19 protein-coding genes and 1 tRNA gene are annotated in these 18,702 nt (G+C 72.5%); 9 read left to right on the top strand and 11 right to left on the bottom strand.

Annotated elements, in window-relative coordinates:
• The first annotated feature begins 9 nt into the window (after positions 1 to 9).
• Positions 10 to 420: a flagellar basal body rod protein FlgC gene (locus tag BKE41_RS05625; RefSeq protein ID WP_012317947.1), complete on the top strand. Its 411-nt coding sequence runs from the start codon at positions 10 to 12 to the stop codon at positions 418 to 420.
• On the opposite strand, the gene BKE41_RS05620 is transcribed toward BKE41_RS05625, so the two are convergent.
• The 3 genes from BKE41_RS05620 to BKE41_RS05610 form a co-directional block, all read right to left on the bottom strand.
• On the bottom strand, positions 413 to 1,807 hold the full coding sequence (locus tag BKE41_RS05620) for an amino acid permease (RefSeq protein ID WP_070998683.1): 1,395 nt from the start codon (positions 1,805 to 1,807) through the stop codon (positions 413 to 415). The genes BKE41_RS05625 and BKE41_RS05620 overlap by 8 nt on opposite strands.
• Before the next feature lie 114 nt (positions 1,808 to 1,921).
• Positions 1,922 to 2,596: a hypothetical protein gene (locus BKE41_RS05615; protein WP_053620703.1), complete on the bottom strand. Its 675-nt coding sequence runs from the start codon at positions 2,594 to 2,596 to the stop codon at positions 1,922 to 1,924.
• A complete protein-coding gene (locus BKE41_RS05610) occupies positions 2,589 to 4,589 on the bottom strand; it encodes a hypothetical protein (protein ID WP_070998681.1) in 2,001 nt (666 codons plus the stop codon). Before BKE41_RS05610 ends, BKE41_RS05615 begins: the two co-directional genes overlap by 8 nt.
• 302 nt (positions 4,590 to 4,891) lie before the next feature.
• On the opposite strand from BKE41_RS05610, the gene rpsO reads away from it, so the two are divergent.
• The 3 genes from rpsO (at position 4,892) to BKE41_RS05595 (ending at position 7,997) form a co-directional block, all read left to right on the top strand.
• A complete protein-coding gene (rpsO, locus tag BKE41_RS05605) occupies positions 4,892 to 5,161 on the top strand; it encodes a 30S ribosomal protein S15 (protein WP_012317943.1) in 270 nt (89 codons plus the stop codon).
• 221 nt (positions 5,162 to 5,382) lie between these two features.
• On the top strand, positions 5,383 to 7,602 hold the full coding sequence (pnp, locus tag BKE41_RS05600) for a polyribonucleotide nucleotidyltransferase (protein ID WP_070998680.1): 2,220 nt from the start codon (positions 5,383 to 5,385) through the stop codon (positions 7,600 to 7,602).
• A 173-nt stretch (positions 7,603 to 7,775) separates the two neighbouring features.
• Positions 7,776 to 7,997: a YgaP-like transmembrane domain gene (locus tag BKE41_RS05595; protein WP_012317941.1), complete on the top strand. Its 222-nt coding sequence runs from the start codon at positions 7,776 to 7,778 to the stop codon at positions 7,995 to 7,997.
• A gap of 78 nt (positions 7,998 to 8,075) precedes the next feature.
• On the opposite strand, the gene BKE41_RS05590 is transcribed toward BKE41_RS05595, so the two are convergent.
• Positions 8,076 to 8,339: a GlsB/YeaQ/YmgE family stress response membrane protein gene (locus BKE41_RS05590; protein WP_012317940.1), complete on the bottom strand. Its 264-nt coding sequence runs from the start codon at positions 8,337 to 8,339 to the stop codon at positions 8,076 to 8,078.
• Between the two features lie 182 nt (positions 8,340 to 8,521).
• Here BKE41_RS05590 and BKE41_RS05585 point away from each other — a divergent pair, with 182 nt between their 5' ends.
• Positions 8,522 to 8,878, top strand: a complete 357-nt coding sequence (locus BKE41_RS05585; protein ID WP_024830885.1) for a RidA family protein — start codon at positions 8,522 to 8,524, stop codon at positions 8,876 to 8,878.
• Positions 8,875 to 10,002, top strand: a complete 1,128-nt coding sequence (locus BKE41_RS05580; RefSeq protein ID WP_024830886.1) for a polyamine ABC transporter substrate-binding protein — start codon at positions 8,875 to 8,877, stop codon at positions 10,000 to 10,002. The genes BKE41_RS05585 and BKE41_RS05580 overlap by 4 nt, the downstream gene beginning before the upstream one ends.
• 22 nt (positions 10,003 to 10,024) lie before the next feature.
• Here BKE41_RS05580 and BKE41_RS05575 read toward each other — a convergent pair whose 3' ends face one another.
• The 4 genes from BKE41_RS05575 to BKE41_RS05560 all read right to left on the bottom strand — a co-directional run bounded on the left by BKE41_RS05575 (position 10,025) and on the right by BKE41_RS05560 (position 13,588).
• On the bottom strand, positions 10,025 to 10,696 hold the full coding sequence (locus BKE41_RS05575; RefSeq protein WP_070998678.1) for an ankyrin repeat domain-containing protein: 672 nt from the start codon (positions 10,694 to 10,696) through the stop codon (positions 10,025 to 10,027).
• Positions 10,697 to 10,901: 205 nt separating this feature from the next.
• A complete protein-coding gene (locus tag BKE41_RS05570; RefSeq protein ID WP_012317936.1) occupies positions 10,902 to 11,315 on the bottom strand; it encodes a DUF3597 domain-containing protein in 414 nt (137 codons plus the stop codon).
• Positions 11,316 to 11,436: 121 nt separating this feature from the next.
• Positions 11,437 to 11,760 (bottom strand): hypothetical protein, encoded by a 324-nt coding sequence (locus BKE41_RS05565; protein ID WP_024830887.1) that lies wholly within the window; start codon positions 11,758 to 11,760, stop codon positions 11,437 to 11,439.
• A 22-nt stretch (positions 11,761 to 11,782) separates the two neighbouring features.
• The gene (locus BKE41_RS05560; protein WP_071000638.1) at positions 11,783 to 13,588 is read right to left on the bottom strand and encodes a DEAD/DEAH box helicase family protein; all 1,806 of its coding nucleotides are present in this window, start codon (positions 13,586 to 13,588) and stop codon (positions 11,783 to 11,785) included.
• A gap of 285 nt (positions 13,589 to 13,873) precedes the next feature.
• Here BKE41_RS05560 and BKE41_RS05555 point away from each other — a divergent pair.
• A tRNA-Tyr gene (locus tag BKE41_RS05555) sits at positions 13,874 to 13,957 on the top strand.
• Between the two features lie 17 nt (positions 13,958 to 13,974).
• Here the strand turns inward: BKE41_RS05555 and ruvC are convergent.
• Together ruvC and BKE41_RS05545 are read right to left on the bottom strand one after the other, a co-directional pair.
• Positions 13,975 to 14,598: a crossover junction endodeoxyribonuclease RuvC gene (ruvC, locus tag BKE41_RS05550; RefSeq protein WP_012317933.1), complete on the bottom strand. Its 624-nt coding sequence runs from the start codon at positions 14,596 to 14,598 to the stop codon at positions 13,975 to 13,977.
• 128 nt (positions 14,599 to 14,726) lie between these two features.
• A complete protein-coding gene (locus BKE41_RS05545; protein ID WP_012317932.1) occupies positions 14,727 to 15,047 on the bottom strand; it encodes a YnfA family protein in 321 nt (106 codons plus the stop codon).
• Positions 15,048 to 15,151: 104 nt separating this feature from the next.
• Between BKE41_RS05545 and BKE41_RS05540 the strand changes: the two genes are divergently transcribed.
• Positions 15,152 to 16,132, top strand: coding sequence for a tyrosine recombinase XerC (locus BKE41_RS05540; RefSeq protein WP_012317931.1), 981 nt, complete (start codon positions 15,152 to 15,154; stop codon positions 16,130 to 16,132).
• A gap of 189 nt (positions 16,133 to 16,321) precedes the next feature.
• Complete coding sequence (locus tag BKE41_RS05535; RefSeq protein ID WP_244633098.1) at positions 16,322 to 17,143, top strand: response regulator; 822 nt, start codon at positions 16,322 to 16,324, stop codon at positions 17,141 to 17,143.
• A gap of 128 nt (positions 17,144 to 17,271) precedes the next feature.
• Here the strand turns inward: BKE41_RS05535 and lpdA are convergent, their stop codons facing one another.
• Positions 17,272 to 18,675 (bottom strand): dihydrolipoyl dehydrogenase, encoded by a 1,404-nt coding sequence (gene lpdA / locus BKE41_RS05530; protein WP_012317929.1) that lies wholly within the window; start codon positions 18,673 to 18,675, stop codon positions 17,272 to 17,274.
• Positions 18,676 to 18,702 lie beyond the last annotated feature (27 nt).

Here is an 18,702-nt window from a genome sequence, read left to right as displayed (position 1 = left end):
GGCCCGCGCATGCCGGACACCAGCGCCCTCCACTCGGCCTCCGCCGCCCTGGCCGCCGGCCGGCAGGTGCAGAGCGGACGGATCCGCGCGATCTCCGAGAACCTCGCCAACGCCGATTCGGTCCCGACCACCCCGGGTGGGGCCCCCTACGCCCGCAAGATCGCGGTGTTCGCCCCCGTGGCGGCGGACAGCCCCCGCGACCCGGTCGGTCGGATCGCCCGCGACACCACCGGCTTCCGCACCCGCTACGACCCGACCAGTCCCGGGGCCGACCCGAGCGGCTATGTCCGCCTGCCGAACGTGAACAGCGCGGTCGAATCGGCCGACCTGCAGCGGGTGGTCCGGAACTACGAACTGAGCCTGAGCGCCTCGGCCTCGATCAAGACGCTCGCGCAGGCCACCATCAACCTGATCAGCTGAGCCGACCGTGCCGCCGGCCGTAGCCGGCGTAGATCGCGAGGCCGATCGCCAGCCAGACCGCGAGGCGGATCCAGGTGTCGGCCGGCAGCGAGGCCATCAGCGCGAGGCAGGACAGGATCCCGAACCCCGCCGTGAGCGTCACCGCCGGCACGCGGAACGGGCGCGCCCGGTCCGGATCGGTCCGGCGCAGGATCAGCACCGTCGCGCAGACGAGGCAGAACGCCAGGAGCGTGCCGATGCTGACGATCTCGCCCAGGATGTCGATGGGCACGAGCCCCGCCACGGCCGCCGTGAACAGGCCGATCACCAGCTGGCTCGCCACGGGCACCCGCGTCACCGGATGGACCCGGCAGAAGATCCCCGGGAGGAGCCCGTCGCGGGCGATGGCGAAGAAGATCCGGCTCTGCCCGTAGAGGGCGGTCAGCGCCGAGGTGGTCAGGCCGATCAGGGCGCCGGCCTTGATGATCGTCGAGAAGCCCGGCAGGCCGATCACGTCGACCGCCTTGGCCACCGGGTCGGCGACGTCGAGGTCGCGGTAGGGCACGAGGCCGGTGAGGACGGCCGCCACGGCGACGTACAGGATCGTGGTGATCAGCAGGGACCCGATCAGGCCCACCGGCGCGTCGCGCTGCGGTGCCCGGCACTCGCCCGCGGCCGTCGCCACGGTCTCGAAGCCCACGAAGGCGAAGAACACCACCGCGGCGCCGCGGAACACGCCGCTCCAGCCGTAGGCGCCGAAGGTCCCGGCATTCTCCGGCACGAACGGGTGCCAGAGGTCCGGCCGGAGATGGGCCACGCCGACGCCCACGAAGGCCAGGATGATCGCGACCTTGCAGGCGACCAGCAGCCCGTTGACCAGGGAGGCCTCCTCGGTGGCGCGCATCAGCAGGGCGCTGAGCAGCAGCACGATCCCGGCCGCCGGGAGGTTGACGAGGCCGCCGTCGCCGGGCGCCCCGGCCAGGGCCCGCGGCAGATGCAGGCCGAACTCCGCCGCGAGGGACTGCGCGTAGCCCGACCAGCCCACCGCCACGGTCGCCGCCGCCACGGCGAATTCGAGGACGAGGTCCCAGCCGATGATCCAGGCGGGAAACCGCCCGAGGCTCGCGCGGGTGTAGGTGTAGGTGGATCCCGGCTCCGGGATCATGGCGGCCAGCTCGGCGTAGCACAGGCCCACGAGGCCGCAGGCGATGCCGCCGATCACGAAGGAGAGGCTGAGCGCCGGGCCCGCGTACTGCGCCGCCGCCGTTCCGGTGAGCACGAAGATGCCGGCGCCGATCGTGGCGCCGAGGCCGATGGCGACGAGGCCCGGCGCGGTGAGGCTCCGGGCGAGGTCGCGCCCTGCCCCCGCACCCGCCCGCTCACCCGTGGTCACCGCGGACTCCGCCATCGCGTCCGTTCCCCTCGCCCGGATCGTCACCCGGCATATTCCATGCCCGGACGGCGGCCTCCGCGAAACCGTCCCGGCCGCTGCCGCACCGCTCGGCGCCCGAAACGGTACCGCCTACCGCCGCACCGCACCGCCCCCGTCGGGCGCTCCCGGATCGACCGCGCCCGGCGGGGGCGGTGCGGCGGCCGCGCCGATCATCCGGGTGTCGGTCCGGAACGCCCGGGCGACGAGGCCGCAGAAGCGGATGAAGGCGCTGCCCTGCGGGGTGATGACGTAGCCGTCACCCGCCCGCGCGACGTTGCCGGAGGCCTGCTGCTCGGTCAGGCGCCGCTCCATCTGCCGGAACTCGCCGAGATAGACCCGCTCGAACACCGCCCGCGCCCGCTCCGGGGTGAAGCGCTCCCCGGGATGGGCGGCCATCTGGCCGAGCAGGAACACGCTGATCGAGCGGTCGACCGTCACCGGCAGGATCACGAAGGCGCTCAGGTTCAGGGACAGCGACAGGACGCAGGCGCCGAGGGCGTCCCGCCGGCGCAGCCCCCAGGACCGGCCGAGCCCGGCGAGGGCCGCCGTGACCGACAGCGTCAGCAGGAAGGCGACCGCGAGCAGGATCAGGCCGCGGTAGAACAGGATCGTCACCCCGGACCAGAGATCCGTCTGGAACAGCAGCACGAAGCAGCCGAAGCCGAGGAGGACGGCGCCGGCCTGCAGCAGCGCCTGGGCGCAGAGCCAGCGCAGGGCCTGCGCGGCGCGCGGGTGGGCGGGTGCCCTAGGACCGGCTTCAGTCATGGAGATCCTCGACCCGCAGGATCCGGACGAGCGGATCGGCGTAGACCGCTTGGCTGCGCCAGACCCAGGAATCCGGGCCGCTCCAGGGCGCGTCCTGCGCGGTGACGACCAGGGCGCCGATCCCGGCCGCCTCGGCGCGCCGCCGCACCTCCGCGCCGTCCAGGCGGTCGCGGAAGATCGGCGCGACGTCGGCGAGCCGCGACGCCACGGCCTCCGGCGGGGCGCCGAACAGCCGGGCCTCCGCGTCGGCCACCCCCGTCGGCTGGAGGCCGTAGAGCCCGAAATCGAACACCCGCCGCGGCACGGGCGATTGCTGCAGCACCAGGTCCCGGGGCAGGTGCGTGCCGGCCCAGGCGTAGGCCGCGCGCAGCGCCCGGTCGATGTCGGGACGGCCGGCGAGGCGGGCGAAGGCGGGCCGGTCGGAGGCCGTATAGGCGCGCATGCCGACGAAGCCGTAGAGGGTCGTCGCGTAACCGAGGGCGAGCAGCGCGGCGAGGAGGCCGGGGAACCGGAGCCGCCGCGCCTCGCTGAGGCGGGTCAGGGCCACCACGGTCCAGACCAGGGTCGCGACCTGCGCGAGCAGGACCACGCGCGCGCCGAGGTCGTTGTTGAGGATCGCCGAGCGCAGGACGCCGCCGAGGAGCAGGCTGGCCGCCGCGCAGAGGGTGAGCAGCCGCCCGGCCTCGCGGCCGTGGGCCTCGCGGCGGGGCACGAGGCGCCAGAACAGCAGCGCACCGGCGGCGCAGACGCCCAGGGCCGCGTAGTAGTTCAGCGGCAGGAGGACCAGGCGGAGCGCGCTCAGGGCCGGCTCGTCGACGAGGCCGTCGAGCGGCCCGAATCGCCGGATCGAGAACCGGATCGGCGCGCCGCCGTCGGTCCGGTTGGCCAGCACGCTGAGGAGGTAGGGGGCGGCCAGCGCGGCGCTGAGCAGGCCGGCAGCCGCCAGCCGGGCCGCGGCGCGCCAGCGGCGCTCCAGGCCGAGCAGCGTCAGCCAGATCCCCGCGGCGCCCGCCGTGCCGAGGCAGACCCAGACGGACAGGCCCGCACAGGCCGCGAAGGCCAGCCCCGCGACGCCGACCGCCGCCGCCTCCGCGCGCCGGTCCGGTCGCGTCCGGTCCGCGACCTCCGCCAGGGCCAGGAGACCGAGCCACCCGGCCAGGGCGCCAGCGACGTGGTGCGGCACCCAGACCAGCGAGGCGGGCCAGTTGAGGACCTGCTCGTTCAGCCATTCCGGGATCGGCAGCCACGTCCCGGAGGTGGCCCGGTCCGCGACGACCAGCAGGATGTCGAGGCTTCCGGCCGGCAGCAGCAGGAGCACCGCGCGGCGCACGAGCCGGGGGGCGGCGTCCGCGACGAGGCCGGTCGCGGCGAGGAGCCGGTCGAGCAGGCCGAGGAGCGCGAGGCCGGTCCAGAAGGCCAGGCCCGCGAAGGCGGTCCGGCCGTCGACCAGCCGGCCGCCCGCCCAGTCGACCAGGGCAGTGAGGGTGTAGAAGCCGTAATAGTAGCCCGCCCGCTCGGGCCGGGCGAAGAACGGGTCCACCGGCGGCAATCCGTGCTCGACGATCGCGCGCGTGAGGGCGGCGTGCTTGACGAGGTCGATGACCGTCACGGGCCGGTAGAGGGCGGTGCCGGTGTCGACGTCGATCAGCGCGTAGGCCACGACGCCGAGCCAGAGCAGCGCGAGGGCCAGCGCCGCCCGGTCGCGGGAATCCCGCAGGTCGCGCAGGGCCGGACGCAGCGCGACGAGCCCCGCGGCGCCGGCGGCGAGCGCCGCGGCCGGGACGCCGGCCGCCTCGATCAGAAGGCTGTCGAGGGCCGGCAGGAGCCCGATTCCGAGGAGCGCCCCGCACAGGAGGCGGTCGCCGGGCGCGAGCGCGCGGAATCCGAGGATGCCGGTCAGCCTGCCCAGGGCGTAGCCCGGGAGGAGAACGAGGGGGATGCCGAGCAGCGTCGCGACGACGACGCCGCACGCATCCGAGAAGGTGCCGTTCATCGCCGGGCCGCGTCGCGTGAGCGGCTCCGGGTAGCACGGGGGCGTTAACCGTTCTTTCGGGCGACTCGGGGCGAGGCCGGACCGCCGCGACGCGCAGCCGCCGCGGCTCGCCCGGCTCGGGACTGGCATAACCGTCGGTTTCGTGTATGGATCGCGCGGCCTCGACCCGGGTTTCCGGGCGGGGCTTGAGCCGCTTGGCGCTGTGACCGTGCTGGACGACATCCCGGCACTGGCCGAACGCCGAGCCCGCGCGCGCCCGTTGGGGGCGCCGCATCCGACCAGCACAACCCGAGAGGCACGCGATGTCGATCACGGCAGAGCGCAAGACCGCGCTCATCAAGGAACACCGCAAGGACGCTAAGGACACCGGCTCCCCCGAGGTCCAGGTGGCGATCCTCACCGAGCGGATCACCAACCTGACCGGCCACTTCAAGACCCACGGCAAGGACAACCATTCCCGCCGCGGCCTCCTGAAGCTGGTCTCGCAGCGCCGCTCGCTGCTCGACTACGTCAAGCGCAAGGACGAGGCCCGCTACCGCGCCCTCATCGAGCGTCTCGGCATCCGCCGCTAAGGCGCACTCCGCGCGGTTCCGGGCCCGGCCCGGGGCCGCGTTTCACCATCGCGGGCTGCCGGAATGGGTCCGGCCTCCCGGCAAACGGGCCGCTTCGAGGCGCCAGCGTCGGGGCAGGATCGCGAGACACTTCGCCGAGGGTTCTCAGGCGCAGTGTCTCGCCGTCTTGCCCCCGGGCGGCGCCGGGCTTGGGCCCGCCGCAGGCAAGGAAGAGATTGAGAATGTTCGACGTTCAACGCGAAGAGCTGATGTGGGGCGACCGCAAGCTCGTCCTGGAGACCGGCAAGGTCGCCCGCCAGGCCGACGGCGCCGTCATCGCCACCTACGGTGAGACCTCGGTGCTCGCGACCGTGGTCGCGGCCAAGGAGCCGAAGCCCGGCATCGACTTCATGCCGCTCACCGTGAACTACCAGGAGCGCGCCTACGCCGCCGGCCGCATCCCGGGCGGCTACTTCAAGCGCGAGGGCCGTCCCTCCGAGAAGGAGACCCTGGTCTCCCGCCTGATCGACCGCCCGATCCGCCCGCTCTTCATCGAGGGCTGGCGCAACGACACGCAGGTCGTCGTCACCGTCCTGACCCACGATCTCGAGAACGATCCCGACATCGTCGCGATGGTCGCGGCCTCCGCGGCCCTGACCCTGTCGGGCGTGCCGTTCATGGGCCCGATCGGCGGCGCCCGCGTCGGCTACATCAACGGCGGCTACCGGCTGAACCCGCTGGTCACCGAGACCAAGGAAGAGTCCAGCCTCGACCTCGTCGTCGCCGGCACGCAGGACGCGGTGCTGATGGTCGAGTCGGAGGCCAAGGAGCTCTCCGAGGACGTGATGCTCGGCGCCGTGATGTTCGGCCACAAGCACTTCCAGCCGGTGATCGAGGCGATCATCCGCCTCGCCGAGAAGGCCGCCAAGGAGCCGCGCGACTTCAAGGCCCCCGAGAACGCCGACGTCGAGAAGGCCGTCCTGGAGGTCTGCGAGGCCGAGCTGCGCGCCGCCTACACCAAGACCGTCAAGCAGGAGCGCTACGCCGCCGTCGACGCCGTGAAGGCGAAGGTGATGGCCGCCCTCTGCCCCGAGGGCGCCGAGAAGTTCTCGGCCGAGAAGGTCAAGGCCGCCTTCAAGGAGGCCCAGTCGAAGGTGGTCCGCTGGAACATCCTCGACAGCGGCGCCCGCATCGACGGCCGCGACGTGAAGACGGTCCGCTCGATCCTCTCCGAGGTCGGCGTTCTGCCCCGCGCCCACGGCTCGGCCCTGTTCACCCGCGGCGAGACCCAGGCGCTGGTCGTGGCGACGCTGGGCACCGGCGAGGACGAGCAGTTCATCGACGCGCTGGAAGGCACCTACAAGGAGCGCTTCCTGCTTCACTACAACTTCCCTCCCTACAGCGTCGGTGAGACCGGCCGGATGGGCTCGCCGGGCCGTCGCGAGATCGGCCACGGCAAGCTCGCCTGGCGGGCGATCCGTCCGGTCCTGCCGCCGGCCCACGAGTTCCCCTACACGATCCGCGTCGTGTCGGAGATCACCGAGTCCAACGGCTCGTCCTCGATGGCCTCGGTCTGCGGCGGCTCGCTGTCGCTGATGGATGCCGGCGTGCCGCTGCGCCGTCCGGTGGCGGGCATCGCCATGGGCCTCATCCTCGAGGGTGAGCGCTTCGCGGTCCTGTCCGACATCCTCGGCGACGAGGATCACCTCGGCGACATGGACTTCAAGGTGGCCGGCACGGACGAGGGCGTGACCTCGCTCCAGATGGACATCAAGATCGCCGGCATCACCGAGGAGATCATGAAGATCGCCCTCGCCCAGGCGAAGGACGGCCGCGCCCACATCCTGGCCGAGATGGCCAAGGCCCTGACGGCGGCCCGTCCGGAGCTCGGCGAGTACGCGCCGCGCATCGAGACGATGCAGATCCCGACGGACAAGATCCGCGACGTGATCGGCACCGGCGGCAAGGTGATCCGCGAGATCGTCGAGAAGACCGGCGCCAAGATCAACATCGAGGATACCGGCGTCGTGAAGATCGCCTCGGCCGACGGCAAGGCGATCAAGGCGGCCTACAACTGGATCCGCTCGATCGTGGCGGAGCCGGAGGTCGGCGTGATCTACGACGGCACGATCGTGAAGTGCATGGAGTTCGGCGCCTTCGTGAACTTCTTCGGCGCGAAGGACGGCCTGGTCCACATCTCGGAGCTCGCCGCCCAGCGGGTCGCCAAGGTTCAGGACGTCGTCAAGGAAGGCGACAAGGTCAAGGTGAAGTTCCTCGGTCAGGACGACCGCGGCAAGATCCGCCTGTCCATGAAGGTCGTCGACCAGCAGACGGGCGAGGACATCACCGACAAGATCAAGGCGCAGCGCGACGCCGAGCGGGCCGAGCGCGGCGACGAGCCGCGCGAGCCCCGCGAGGGCGGCCGCCACCGCGGCGAGCGCCGCCGCGAGGCCGGCGAGTAAGAAGGGGAACACCCGCGCCGGCTGCGGTCGGCGCGGGGTGACTCAGACGGGCGCGGTCCTCCGGGGCCGCGCCCGTTTTCGTTCCGTCGCGGGAAGGGGCCCGCGCCGGCCGCCGGCCGGGAACGGGGCGCCCGATGCCGCGTTCCCCCGCGACTTCCCAACCGGAGACCCTCATGGCTAACGACATGATGCACGACATCTTCAGCGGGCAACCGAACCTGTCGACGACGGAGCGCGCCGTCTCGGTCGCGCTGGGCCTCGGCATCGCCGCCGCGGCCGCGCAGCCCCGGCCGAACAAGCTCCTGAGCCTGCTGGCCCTCGTGGTCGGAGTCGGCCTCGCGGTGCGCGGCGCCACCGGTCACTGCGCCGTGAAGGCCGCGTCGGAGCATTTCTGAGATTCACGGCCGGTCGCGGCCACGAAAAAGGGGCGCCCCTCGGGGCGCCCCTTGTCGTTTCCGGACCGGCCGGAGAGGTCAGTAGGTCGTGGTGCGGCGGCCGGCGATCAGGCCGTAGATGAACAGCACGACCACGGCGCCCACGATGGCGCCGATGAAGCCCGCGCCCTGGTTCGGCCCGTACCAGCCGATGGCTTGGCCCAGGAAGGTCGCCACGAAGGCGCCGACGATGCCGAGGATCGTGGTCAGGATGAAGCCGGCGGGCTCGTTCGGGCCGGGCATGAGGAACTTGGCAATGACGCCGGCGAGAAACCCGATGATGATGGTCCAGAGAATACCCATGACTGACCCCAAGGCGTGATTGTCGATGGCGGCAGAACGCTTCGAGACCCGCGACGGTTGCCCGCACCCTGGCCACCGATGACGATTTTCCTCGGGTTCAAGCCTCGCGTGCGCGCGCGGGCCTTTACGGCTAGGCCGGTGCGGCGGCAGATACGCCGGTTCTCGAGGATGTGGAGACGGGTATGGACATTCAGCGTATCGAGCCGGGCAAGCGGATGTCGCAGGCCGTCACCTTCGGCGACATGGTCTACCTCGCCGGGCAGGTCGCGTCCGACACGGTTGGCACCGGGGTCACGATCCAGACCCAGCAGATCCTGTCGGAGATCGACCGGCTCCTGGCCGCGGCCGGCAGCGACAAGGCGCGGATCCTCTCGGCCACCGTCTATCTCGCCGATATCGCGACCTTCGCGGAGATGAACGCCGCCTGGGACGCCTGGGTCTCCCCGGAGAACCCGCCGGCCCGCGCCACGGTCGAGGCCAAGCTCGCCGCGCCCGAGTACCTGGTCGAGATCGTGGTCGTGGCCGCGAGGAGCCGGTGAACGGCGGGCGCCGGTCCGTCCTGGCAGCCGCTGCGGCCGTTCTCGCGGGAGGGCTCCTGGCGGCCCTGCCCCTCGTGCGGCCGGCACCGGCCGCCGAGGAGCGGGTCGTCAACATCTACAACTGGTCGGACTATATCGACCCCACGGTGCTCGAGGCCTTCACCCGCGAGACCGGGATCAAGGTCGTCTACGACACCTACGACAACAACGAGATCCTGGAGACCAAGCTGCTCGCCGGCCGGTCGGGCTACGACATCGTCGTGCCGTCGGGGCCCTACCTGCAGCGCCTGATCCGGGCCGGCGCCTTCCTGCCCCTCGACAAGTCCAGGCTGAAGAACCTCGGCAACCTCTGGCCCGAGGTGACCAGCCGGCTGGCGGCCTACGATCCCGGCAACACCTACGCCGTCGACTACATGTGGGGCACGACCGGCATCGGCTACAACGTCGCCGCCGTCCGCGAGCGCCTGGGCGCCAACGCGACGGTGAACTCGTGGTCCGTCGTCCTCAACCCCGCCTCGGCGAACAAGCTGAAGGAGTGCGGGATCATGATGCTCGACAGCCCCGAGGACCTGATCCCCAGCATGCTCCCGGCCTTCGGCGCGAAGGCGGATTCCAAGCGCTGGGACGACATGACCCTGGTGACCGACGCCCTCTACAAGGTGCGCGGCGCCGTGCGGAAGTTCCACTCGTCGGAGTACATCCAGGCGCTGGCGAACGGCGATATCTGCCTGGCCGTCGGCTACTCGGGCGACATCATGCAGGCGAAGCGCCGCGCCGAGGAGGCCAAGAACGGGATCGACATCGCCTACGTCGTGCCGAAGGAGGGCGCGCTGATGTGGTTCGACACCTTCGCGATCCCGAAGGATGCCGCCCACCCGGCCGAGGCGCTGGCCTTCATCGACTACATGATGCGGCCCGAGGTGGCGGCGGCCAACACCAACTTCGTCTCCTACGCCAGCGGCAACCTCGCGGCGAAGAAGTTCGTGAAGCCCGAGATCCTGAGCAATCCCGGCATCTACCCGGACGAGGCGACGATGCAGCGCCTGTCCATCAACACCGCCTGGGACGACCGCACCCAGCGCTTCGTCACCCGCCTCTGGACTCGGGTCCGCACCGGGCGCTGACGCGGAGCCCGGCCGGGTCTCGTCAGCGCCCCGCCTCCGCGGGGACGCCGTGCCGGACGAGCCACGCGCGGACCGCCGCGCGGGTCTCGCGCGCTTCGTCGTTGAGCAGGCGATCCGGCGTCGCGAAGAAGTACGGCTGGAAGGTCTTTTGCTGCGCGTTGCGCAGGGTCGGGTCGATCCCGGCCTCGAGCAGCCGCAGCACCCAGGGATTGGCCGCGCCGACCTGGGCGGCCACGTGCAGCAGCGAGTTGCCGGTAGCGTCGACCCGGCTCAAATCCGCGCCGGCTCGCAGCAGCAGCACGATCTGCGCCTCGCGGCGGTTCTGGACGGCGCGGAACAGCGGTGTCCACCGAGCGCGCGGGCTCACCGGGTCGACCGGCGCGCCGTACCGCAGCAGGATCTCCAGGTAGGTTGGCTCCTCGACCATCGCCGCCATGTGCAGCGCGGATTCCTGATCGAGCCCCGGCACGGACGGGTCCGCGCCCGCGTCGAGCAGGGCCGACACCGCGCGCGGCCGCGCGTTCCAGATCGCCCATTCGAGCAGCGTGAGGTTCCGGTCGCCGCGGAGGGAGAGATCCAGACCGGGCGCCAGCGCGGCGATGCGTGCCACGTCACCGCGGGCGACCGCCGCGGCGATCGCGGCGAGAGGGGACGCCTCGAAGGCGCCGCTGCGGTCCCCGGTCGGGCTGTCCATGACCGTTCGCTCCTCGGCGCCGCCTGATTCGGCGCTGCGTGACGCGGGCCATGTGACCGAGAAAGACCGGGGCGCTGCAAGGGCTCGTCTGCAGGTGTCGCCGTCGGCGTGAACCGCCGGCGCCCGACGGGCCCGAGAAGCGACATCGCCGCGGCGACGGTCGAGACCGTCCGCGGCGATGCCCGTCGATCGCGGGGTCGGCGCTCTAGTGCTTCAGATCGTCCGGAACCTTGCCGCCGTTCTCGGCGAGCTTCTGCATGACCTGCTTGTGCAGCCAGATGTTCATGCTCGCCGAATCGTCCTTGTCGCCGGTGTAGTGGAGCTCGTCGGCGAGCTGCTTGCGCGAGGCGAGGCCGGAATCGAGGCCCAGCAGCTTCATCAGGTCGACGATCGAGTGGCGCCAGTCGAGCTTCTGCGGGTTCTTCTCGGCGAGGCTGGTGAGCACCGCCTCGACGTCCACCGGCTCGCTGCCGCCGGCCGTGCCGGGGGCCGACGGGGTCGAGGGCGTGCTCGTGCCGGCCGGGCCGCCGGAGCCGGCGTTGGGCGCGGGGGCGGCGTCCGCGGTGCCACCACCGAACGGATGGAGGATCTTGCTGACGATGCTGCCGAGGAGGCTCATGGATCCGCTCCGATAATCGAGGCCCGATCTCCGCGCCGGGCGGCCATTCAACTGGCTGTGAGCCTTGGCGTTCCGCGGTCCGGCGGGCCCGGGACGGTCGACGCGGCGCCGCCCGGAGCGGTCAGGACGGTGCCCAGAGGGCGGCGATGAGCGCGGTCCGCTCCTCCGCGAGCGTGCCGTTCGGGACCGGGCGGTCGGCGCGGGCGTACCAGTAGCGCGCATTGCCGTCGTCGCCCTCGATCCGGTGGAGATGGGCATGGACCCAGGCCGCGTCGGGTCCCCCGGCGTCCTGGACGAGGCGGTGCGCCCGCTCCCAGGCGGCGGAGGCCGGTCCGGAGCCGTCCCGGGCGAGCCACCAGAGCGCGGCGAGCGGGGCGGCCCAGCCCCTGGGCGGCTCGGACGCGGTGAGTGTCGCGGCGAAGGCGGCGGGCAGGCTCTCGGTCACGGCTGTCTCCTTCCCGGGCGATTCAGCGGCCGGCGGCGCGCTCCGGCTGCCAGCGCCCGCGGCGCTGGCGGGCGGACCACGCGTAGCGGGCGTCGCCGTCGAGGCGGTCGAGATGGTCGGAGAGGCGGTTGCGCTCGAGCCAGGACAGGGCCGCCTCCAGCTCCGGGAGGGTCATGGTCGCGCGGCCCTTGCCGATCACGCGCTTGAGAACGGCGTTGTAGCGGTGGGCGAGATTGCCGCCGCGGGGGACGCGCAGGGAGGTCTCGTCCTCCACCGCCTGGGCGGCCACCGCGGCGGCGAGCCGCTGGCGCAGGGTCCGCTCGGTGACGGAGGGCGGTTCGGGCGCGGCCGCCGCGGGGACCGGTTCGGGGAGGCGCGGGCGCAGCAGGGCGTAGCGCATCCCGATCGCGTTGCTCTCCAGGGGCGTGATCCCGCCCGGCTCGTCGTCGCGCCAGCGGGTCCGCTCGGGCACGACGGCGCTCGCCGGCCGCTCGCGGGGCGGCCGGACGCTGCTGCCCTGCTCGGTCTCGAGTTCGAGGCGAAACCGCGCGAAGAGCGGGTCGTCCGGGTGGAAGATCAGCGCCTGCTGCCCGTCGTAGGGCCCGGCATGGGGATCGACCCGGGTGGCCCGGGCGAGCATCTGCTCGAGCCAGGGCCGGGAGCGGATATGGGTCAGGGCCGCGACCACCGCGACCTCCGGGGCGTCGAGGCCCTCGTAGGCCATCGCCACCGTCACCAGCACGGCCGGTTCCGGCGTGAGCCGGAACGCGGCCAGCGCCGCGTGGGCGTCGCCCTGGCCGGAGGTCGCGAGGCGGACATCGCGCTCGCCCTGCCCGGCCGGCATCCAGTCCCGCAGGGTCCCGAGATAGGCCCGCGCGCTCGCCTGATCGGGCGCCACCACGAGGAGCTTGCCGAGCCCCCGGGCCGGCTCGCCGGGCGGGAGCTCGCGCTCGACCCGGCGCCGGGCGCGCAGGCGCTTCGTGGCGAAGAACGCCTCGCTCAGGAGGTCGCGGGCGAACCCGGTCCGCAGGGCGGTGAACAGCGCCGGCCGGGTGGTGATCCGGACCGAGCCCGCGCCGAGCCGGTGCGGTCCGACGCGCGGGCTGTCGCCCGCGATCCGGCCGCCCTCCAGCCAGCTCGCCTCGCCGTCGATGGCCCCGAACGTCACCGGCAGCACCGCCCGCTCGGCCAGCGCCTGCGCCCGCGAGTAGCCGATCACCGCGAGGCCGGGAGCGTCGAGGTCGAGCTCCGGACCGCGGCCGGGCCCGGCGGGTCGGTAGGGCAGCCCGAGGATCCGCCGCCCGTCCGCCCGCTCCAGCGTTCCGGACAGGTACAGGCGCACGGTCGCCGCCTCCATGACGGGCAGCATCGCGCGGGACCACGCCCCGGCCTCGGCATCCTCCGCGGAGGGGTCGTCGGCGCCCGGGCGGCCGGGGACCGGCAGGTGATGGACCTCGTCGACCACCAGCAGGGTGCGGTGCGCCCGCGCCTCCGCGAGGTGGAGCGCCGGGGCGGCCGCGACCGCCTGATAGGTGGTGACGTAGCCGGCCAGACCCCGCGCCGGGTCGCGCTCGTTGTCGGCCGCCCGCACGCTGAGGGCGTGCCCGAAGGCCGCGCGCCAGAGCGGATCGGCGAAGGCCTCCTCGGCCTGCAACCGCAGCGAATCCCGCGGCACCACCCAGACCACGCGCTCGACGAGCCCCGCCGCGATCAGCCGGTGCGCGGCGATGACCGGCAGCAGCGACTTGCCGCCGCCGGGGGTGACCGCGGCCAGGATCTTCCGGACATGGGCCGCCTCCCCGCTCGCCATGGCCGCGACCAGGGCCATCAGCGTGCGCTGGTGCGACCGCAGGGACGGGGCGGGACGGGTCAAGGGCCGGCGAAGCAGGGCGACATCGGCGCACCGTGGCCGATCCGGATTCCTTTGTGAATCCCCGCAGTCGCGGAACGTTCGCGTTTTCGTCCCGGCGGCGGAGCCGCGGGCGCGGCGCTTTCGGGCGAAACCGCCCCGCTCTCCACGATTGCCGCACCCGCCGGGCCGGATCGGTGCACCATAAGCGTTGACACCCGGCCCACCCCTCACCATAAGGGCGCCGCGGGCGATGCCCGCCTTGGGGGAATGTCCCGAGCGGCAAAGGGGGCGGACTGTAAATCCGCTGCGTAAGCTTCGTAGGTTCGAGTCCTACTTCCCCCACCAAGTCCTTCCCGATCCCGTCAGCCTTGTTTCGCCAGCGCGGCCTCGATGCGTGCGGCGGCGGCGGCGGAGAATCCCTTCCCTGCGAGCCCCTGTCCCGCGGCCGCCTGACCGGTGAGCGAGCGGCGCTTGCCCCCCGGCAGATGCGCCTGCCGCAGCGCGTGGGCGTCCCGGTGACTGGCATGGGTGATCGCGATGGCCAGCGCGTCGGCGGCGTCCGCGACGCGGAACTCCGCCTTCGGCAGAAGGAAGCGGACCATCGCCTGGATCTGCACCTTCTCGGCGTGGCCGGAGCCCGCCACGGTCTTCTTGATCAGGTTGGGGGCGTACTCGAACACCGGCAGGCCGGCGAGGGCCGGCACGAGCAGCGCCATCGCCCGCGCGTGGCCCAGCTTGAGCGTCGCCTGGGCGTCCTTGTTGACGAAGGTCTCCTCCACGGCGACCTCGTCGGGCCGCACGGCCTCGACGATGCGGCCGATCCCCTCGAACAGCTCCCGCAGGCGCAGGGCCAGCGGAAGCTCCCCGTCCGAGGTCACGACCCCGCAATCGCCGTAGGTGAGCTTCGTACCCTGCGCGGTGATCAGGCCCCAGCCGGTGCGGCGGAGTCCGGGATCGATGCCGAGAATGCGGACGGGGCTGGTCATGGGGCTCCACGGCTCGGTGAACGGCCCGAGGCTGCCGTACGTATCGTGAACGCTTGGTTTCACCAAGGTTCCGGCCGCGGAGGTTGCCACCTGTGGCCGTCCCGGCACGGTGCGCTGCCGCGCCGCTGTCACCCCCGGCGGCCGAGGAGGATCAGCGCCGTTCCGGCGAGGCAGACCGCGCTGCCCGCGAGGTCCCAGCGGTCGGGCCGCTGGCCCTCCGCGAGCCACAGCCACAGGACCGAGGCCGCCACGTAGACGCCGCCGTAGGCCGCGAAGGTGCGCCCCGCCGCCGGGCTGTCCACGAGGGTCAGCAGGGCCGCGAAGGCCGCCAGCGAGGCGAGACCCGGAAGCGTCCACCAGGCCGACCGTCCGAGCCGCATCCAGGCCCAGAACGCGAAGCAGCCGGCGATCTCGGCGAGGGCGGCGGCCGCGTAGGCGAGGAGGCTCATCGGGTCAGCTTGGCACGGCGCGCCGCGCGGCACGAGCCCGGCCCTGGGGGCGGACGGCGACCGGCATTAAGCTCCCGGCAACGCGGATCCGGTCGAGTGTCGCCATGAGCACGCACGCGAGCACGCACGAGACCCAGGGCGACCGGCTGCTGTTTCCGGGTGACGCCCGCCTTCGCGACGCCGTCCTGGCCTGGATCGAGGCGCTGGCGCGGGAGCGGCGGATGTCGTCCAACACCGTCGAGGCCTACGGGCGCGACCTTCGCCAGTTCCTCCACCACCTCGCGTCCCGTCAGGGGACACCGACGATCCCGATGCTGATCGGGCTCAAGGTGCGGGACATCCGCGGCTTCATGGCCGCGCGCCGGGCCGACGAGGTCTCGGGGCGCTCGCTGATGCGCATGCTGGCAGGCCTGCGCTCCTTCGCCCGCTTCCTCGAGCGCGAGGGCTTCGGCACCGTCTCGGCCCTGGGCGGCGTGCGCTCGCCCAAGGTTCCGCGGCGGCTTCCACGCCCCCTGCCCGTCTCCGCCGCGGTGGCGCTGACCGATACCGCGATCCGCGCCGGCGAGGAGCGGGAGCCCTGGGTCCTGGCCCGGGACGCCGCCGTGCTGGCGCTGCTCTACGGCGCGGGGCTGCGCATCTCCGAGGCGCTGGGCCTGAGTCGCCGCGACGCCCCCCTGCCGGGCGTCGATCAGGTCACCGTGCTCGGCAAGGGCGGCAAGCAGCGCATGGTGCCGATCCTGCCCGTCGTGGCGCAGGCCGTGGCCGACTACGTCGCCGCCTGTCCCCTGCCGCTGCCGCCGGAGGGGCCGCTGTTCCTCGGTGCCCGGGGCGGCCCGCTCTCGCCGCGCATCATCCAGTACACGGTCGCGCGCGCCCGCGGCGCCCTGGGCTTGCCCGAGAGCGCCACGCCGCACGCCCTGCGGCATTCCTTCGCAACCCATCTGCTGGCGCGCCAGGGCGAGCTGCGCGCGATCCAGGAACTCCTGGGCCACGCTTCCCTGTCCACGACGCAGCTCTACACGCAGGTCGACGCCGCCCGTCTCATGAGCGCCTACGCGGCGGCCCACCCGAGGGCCGGCCATTGACCAAGATTGCTAAAAACTTGGACTTCGAGAGAGCTCATCGGCGGCTATAGGCGCGTCATCCGTTTCGCCTAGTGCATAGCCGCGCTCTTTAAGAGCTTCGTCACGATCCTCGGCCATTATGGGCAACGAACGGGATCGGCTTGGGCGGGCGTCATGGATCTTCAGGATGGGAGGGCGCCGGCACGTGTCGTGATCGCGGACTGCGATCCGGGACGCCGCCTCTCCCTGAGGGAGATCGTCCTGCGGTTCGATCCCGGCGCCGTGATCGACGAGGCGACCTCGGGTCAGGCCCTCTGCGACATCCTCCTCCGCCACCGTCCGACCCTGGCCTTCGTCGGGCTGCAGCTCGACGACCTCAGCGGACCCGAGGCGGTCGCCGTCGCGCGTCGCGCGGGTGCGGAGCCCCCCTGCCTGGTGCTGGTGGCGACCCGCGTGCTGCCGCACTGGCAGGAGATCGCCACGAGCCTCGGGGCCTACGAGGTGCTGAAGACGCCCCTCGACCCGAGCCATATCGAGCAGCTGCTCCACGCGGATGCCCGCCGTCGCGCGCCGACACGGGCCTTGCTCGCCTGCTCGACCCCGGCCGGGCGTTCGGCGATCAGCCGCGTCGTGGCGCGCAGCGGCTTCGCGATCGAGCTCGACGAGACGGATGACGGCCGCCACGCTCTCAAGCAGCTGAAGCTCGCCGCCTACGACTTCGCCTTCATCGACGTGAAGCTCGGCGGCATCGACGGGCTCGAACTGGCCTGCCAGATCCAGCCCCTGGGCCTCCCGACCCGGATCACCCTGCTGACCACGTCCGAACTGGAGCCCGTCGCCCAGGCCGGCCGCTACTTCGGCGTCGACGCCGTGCTGCGGATGCCGTTCTACGCCCGCGACATCGATCTCGCCCTGCACAACGCGCTGGGCCTGCGCCGGCCGTACCTCCTGAACGCCCTGACGGCCCCGCCCGCGCCGAGCGCGCTGCTGCGGATCGCCGACCTGCCCAATCCCCGGCGCAAGATCGCCTGATCCCGCGCCGGGGCTTCCCCCGACGGGCCGCACAAACGCGAGGCCCGCGGCCCTTCGAGCTGACGGCTCAGCCTGCCGAGCCATAGAACGCGTGCCGCCGTGGGCCTTCGCCCGTCAGACGTGGTCCGTCAGACGTGGATCGCGCGCTTGTTCACCGCCAGCGCGGCTTCCTTGACGGCTTCGGTCAGCGTCGGGTGCGCGTGGCAGGTGCGGGCGATATCCTCCGACGAGGCGCCGAACTCCATCGCCACCGCCACCTCGGCGATCAGGTTGCCGGCATCCGCGCCGACGATGTGCACACCGAGCACCCGGTCGGTCTGGGCGTCGGCGAGCACCTTCACGAACCCGTCCGTGGTGCCGTTCGCCTTGGCCCGGCCATTGGCCGTGAACGGGAACTTGCCGGCGTTGTAGGCGATGCCGTCCTTCTTCAGCTCCTCCTCGGTCTTGCCCACCGAGGCGACCTCCGGGAACGTGTAGACCACGTTCGGGATCACGCCGTAGTTCACGTGGCCGGACTGGCCGGCCAGCATCTCGGCGATCGCCACGCCCTCGTCCTCGGCCTTGTGGGCGAGCATCGGGCCGGCGATGACGTCGCCGATGGCGTAGATCCCGGTCACGTTGGTGGCGTAGTGGGAATCGGTGAGGACCCGGCCCTTGTCGTCCCGCTGGACGCCGACCGTGTCGAGGCCGAGGCCCTCCGTGTAGGGCGTCCGGCCGATGCAGACGAGGACCACGTCCGCCTGCAGCGTCTCGGCGGCGCCCCCCGCGGCCGGCTCGACCGTAACCGTCGCGCCGCCCTTCTTGCCGACCTCGACGCCGGTCACCTTGGTGGACAGCTTGAAGGCGATGCCCTGCTTGGTCAGGATCCGCTGGAACTGCTTGCCGACCTCGCCGTCCATGCCGGGCAGGACCCGGTCGAGATACTCGACCACGGTCACCTCGGAGCCGAGCCGGCGCCAGACGGAGCCCAGCTCCAGCCCGATCACGCCGGCGCCGATGACGAGGAGCTTCTTGGGCACCCGGTCGAGCTCGAGGGCGCCGGTGGAGGAGACCACGACCTTCTCGTCGATTGTGACGCCTGGCAGGCGCGCCACGTCCGAGCCGGTGGCGATGACGATGCTCTTGGTCTCGAGCATCCGGTTGCCGCCGTCCTCGGCGATGACCTCGACGCGGCCGGCGCCCGCGATCCGGCCGGTGCCGTGGAAGGTGTCGACCTTGTTCTTCTTGAGCAGGAACTCGACGCCCTTGGTGTTGCCGGCGACGCCCTCGGCCTTGAACGCCATCATCTTCTTCAGGTCGAGCTTCGGCGTGCCGACGTCGATGCCGAGATCGGCGAAGTGCGTGTTGGCCTCCTCGAAGGCCTCGGACGCGTGCAGCAGGGCCTTGGACGGGATGCAGCCGACGTTGAGGCAGGTGCCGCCGTGCGTCGCGCGCTTCTCGACCACCGCGGTCCGCAGGCCGAGCTGCGCCGCGCGGATCGCGCAGACGTAGCCGCCGGGGCCGGTGCCGATGACGACGAGATCGTAGGACATGAGGCTTCGCTTCCGCTCGGTCGTGCC

The sequence above is a fragment of the Methylobacterium sp. C1 genome (assembly GCF_001854385.1).
Lineage (GTDB): Bacteria > Pseudomonadota > Alphaproteobacteria > Rhizobiales > Beijerinckiaceae > Methylobacterium > Methylobacterium radiotolerans.
Note: the sequence above shows the minus strand (reverse complement) of the source record. Positions and strands in the feature narration are given on the sequence as shown.

Coding starts and splice junctions, on each gene's coding strand:
- rpsO (WP_012317943.1), top strand. CDS start 4,892: ATGTCGATCACGGCAGAGCGCAAGACCGCGCTCATCAAGGAACACCGC.
- BKE41_RS05610 (WP_070998681.1), bottom strand. CDS start 4,589: ATGAACGGCACCTTCTCGGATGCGTGCGGCGTCGTCGTCGCGACGCTG.
- BKE41_RS05575 (WP_070998678.1), bottom strand. CDS start 10,696: ATGGACAGCCCGACCGGGGACCGCAGCGGCGCCTTCGAGGCGTCCCCT.
- BKE41_RS05590 (WP_012317940.1), bottom strand. CDS start 8,339: ATGGGTATTCTCTGGACCATCATCATCGGGTTTCTCGCCGGCGTCATT.
- ruvC (WP_012317933.1), bottom strand. CDS start 14,598: ATGACCAGCCCCGTCCGCATTCTCGGCATCGATCCCGGACTCCGCCGC.
- BKE41_RS05585 (WP_024830885.1), top strand. CDS start 8,522: ATGGACATTCAGCGTATCGAGCCGGGCAAGCGGATGTCGCAGGCCGTC.
- BKE41_RS05545 (WP_012317932.1), bottom strand. CDS start 15,047: ATGAGCCTCCTCGCCTACGCGGCCGCCGCCCTCGCCGAGATCGCCGGC.
- pnp (WP_070998680.1), top strand. CDS start 5,383: ATGTTCGACGTTCAACGCGAAGAGCTGATGTGGGGCGACCGCAAGCTC.
- BKE41_RS05540 (WP_012317931.1), top strand. CDS start 15,152: ATGAGCACGCACGCGAGCACGCACGAGACCCAGGGCGACCGGCTGCTG.
- lpdA (WP_012317929.1), bottom strand. CDS start 18,675: ATGTCCTACGATCTCGTCGTCATCGGCACCGGCCCCGGCGGCTACGTC.
- BKE41_RS05615 (WP_053620703.1), bottom strand. CDS start 2,596: ATGACTGAAGCCGGTCCTAGGGCACCCGCCCACCCGCGCGCCGCGCAG.
- BKE41_RS05620 (WP_070998683.1), bottom strand. CDS start 1,807: ATGGCGGAGTCCGCGGTGACCACGGGTGAGCGGGCGGGTGCGGGGGCA.
- BKE41_RS05560 (WP_071000638.1), bottom strand. CDS start 13,588: ATGGCCCTGGTCGCGGCCATGGCGAGCGGGGAGGCGGCCCATGTCCGG.
- BKE41_RS05625 (WP_012317947.1), top strand. CDS start 10: ATGCCGGACACCAGCGCCCTCCACTCGGCCTCCGCCGCCCTGGCCGCC.
- BKE41_RS05595 (WP_012317941.1), top strand. CDS start 7,776: ATGGCTAACGACATGATGCACGACATCTTCAGCGGGCAACCGAACCTG.
- BKE41_RS05570 (WP_012317936.1), bottom strand. CDS start 11,315: ATGAGCCTCCTCGGCAGCATCGTCAGCAAGATCCTCCATCCGTTCGGT.